General features: G+C 53.1%; 1 protein-coding gene and 1 pseudogene. Both read left to right on the forward strand.

Features of this window, described 5'->3' with window-relative positions:
• Positions 1 to 262: 262 nt before the first annotated feature.
• Positions 263 to 835 carry a Panacea domain-containing protein gene (locus tag ACSVC7_RS32580; protein WP_448208753.1) on the forward strand — a complete coding sequence of 191 codons (573 nt, stop codon included), beginning with the start codon at positions 263 to 265 and terminating at the stop codon, positions 833 to 835.
• Between the two features lie 701 nt (positions 836 to 1,536).
• Positions 1,537 to 1,871, forward strand: a pseudogene (locus tag ACSVC7_RS32585) (IS66 family transposase); the annotation flags it as partial.

Below are 1,871 nucleotides of genomic sequence, written 5' to 3' on the forward strand. Positions count from 1 at the left end.
TCTTCTTCTCGATCTTGGCCATCCGGCCGCGCGTCGCTTCGGTCCACATACAAAGCTTGAATCACAACACGACCTCAGCGCCAACCCTTTTCAAACAGTCTCTGACTGGTGCCCTGCCGCCGGCTCTTGACTAGGCCGGGATTGGTAGCAGAGCCGGGTGGCTTGACCGAGGCGCACACGGGGTGCTTTTAGCATAGACGCGTCATGCCCGAATGAGTATTATACCATTAGAGCACATCTTCTTTTTTATGGGCCGCCATTCATGCCATCAGCCAGCCGCTCAAGAAACAACCATCAAGACTTGGCAAGACTTAAGGCTCTCGTGCACTACGTATGCGATTCATTTTCGGACTACCCAGCAAAACTTGGAAAGGTAAAGCTGCAGAAGATATTGTGGAACGCTGATCGCGTGGCTTACCTTAAGCTTGGAACAACGATATCCGGCGCAAGCTATGTTAAGATGCCGGAAGGGCCAGCAACCCCATATCTTGATATAGCTCTGGAAGAACTGGAATCTGAAAAAAAAATCAAGGTAAGGACAACTGAAAATGGGCCTTTTATTCAATATATGTTCCTTTCTCTTGAAGAAGCAAGCGATCGGCTGCTCTCTAAACGGCAGATACGAATAATAGACTTTTGGATCAGATATGCCGAAGACAAGACTGCAAAACAACTTAGCAAAGAAAGCCACAACCTCACATGGGAGGTGTATGAAATGGGAGAGGAGATAGATATGGACTCCTCGCTGCTTCCTTCCCTGCAAGAGGTTGATTCCTCCTCTCTCATGAAATCGATAAAGCGCTTTAGTCGGGCGGTTACGACGGAAAAAGGCTGACAGCAATGCCGGTCCAGCTATATCACGTCGAAATTATGCCTCTAGCGCAAAAGTCTATCAACTCAATATCGCAGAAATTTGCGAATACTAATAGGCTCGTTCAGGCGGTTAAAACATTCCTTGGCAGAACGCCAAAGGATGCTCAACCTATAAGCACCGGCAATTTCCCTAGAATTCTAAGAGATCGGCTTCCGCAAAAAATACGTGTTCTGCAAACTCCCGACCCGTCACAGATGGTCGAAACTGTCCCTATGCTGTTTTACTATAAAGAGAATGATGGAACGGGCGTCGTTTATGTGTATTTCGTCGATGAAGCTTGAATGATCACCGCCGGGCGCCACCCAAGTCAAGGAGGAATTTCATATCGAACGCGGGCTCTTTGATAGCATTGCTTTTAGCTGCTGGTAATAGACGAGGGACCCTCCTCCAATTTTTCCCCAGACTCGTCCAATAACTGGTCAATTCTGGCTTGCCTCCCGGGCGAATTCGCCAAGGAACGCGATTGATACACACTACAATGGTGCTGTTGGTGAGTAACGATGCTACTCAGCCGGGAATTGGTGTGTATACACGCCCATGGCGACGGAAGCGCCTCCTTGGGCGGAATTCATCCTAAGTATGAGCCAAATTCCCTATTTAGTCTCACGGAAAGACAGCAGTCGTTTCCAGCTACAGCCCCCAACGCTTCATAAGCATGCCATTCGCACTCCCATCAAAGCCCGAAACCGACAGCCCGCAAGACGAAGCGGCACCGCAAAGCGCGGCCGTCGCGTCCCGGCGTCGCGCGGCCGCTCGCGCCCGATCCCGATCGCACGGAGCGCTGCTTGGCCGAGAACTGTCCGCATTGCCAAGCGGCGCTGTCGGCGGCGGCGCAGCGGTGCCGGCACCGCTATGACCACATCGACCTGCCCGAGGTCCGGCCGGTGGTGACGCGGGTCGAACTGTTCGGCGGCCGCTGCGGGCAGTGTGGGCGGCGCTACCGGGCCGAGCCGCCCGCCGCCATGCCGCCGGGCACGCCGTTCGGACCGGGCATTCG

This window comes from Azospirillum mesophilum, from assembly GCF_053470405.2.